This is a genomic window from Micromonospora sp. SL1-18 (genome assembly GCF_047921505.1).
GTDB lineage: Bacteria > Actinomycetota > Actinomycetes > Mycobacteriales > Micromonosporaceae > Micromonospora.
Window position 1 is genome coordinate 1 of sequence record NZ_JBLROA010000233.1, and the last position, 367, is coordinate 367.

General features: G+C 70.0%; 1 protein-coding gene. It reads left to right on the forward strand.

Translation table 11 applies throughout. The features are described 5' to 3' along the window. Positions 1-38 precede the first annotated feature (38 nt). Positions 39-367, forward strand: a 329-nt coding sequence (locus tag ACNAW0_RS30730) for a hypothetical protein (protein WP_416291537.1), incomplete at its 3' end; no start/stop codon positions are given.

Sequence of the window (367 nt, forward strand, 5' to 3'; positions counted from 1 at the left end):
TGCGTACCGCGTGTGCCCGTGCGCTGCTGCGGTCAGGGGTGGACGAGAAGTCTGGTGAGGTGCTGTCCCCGGCGGTGCTGGCGGAGCGGGTGGGCTGGTGTGCTGATCTGGTGGCGGGCATGGCGGCCGCGCTGCTGGCGGAGCACTGGAACAGTGTGGATGTGGAGGTGTTGGCCTCCGGGGTGGATGCGGGTGGGCGGAGGCTGCCGTCGAACGCGTGGATGGCGTTGCGGCGTCTGGGCTGGACGACTGCCCCGCCTGCGGGTGTGCGGGTCAATGACCGGATCGTGCGGATGGCTCAGGAGCAGGCGGGGCGTGTTCTGCGTTCGGTGAAGTGGCGTGCTGATCTGACCGCCGGGGTCCTGTC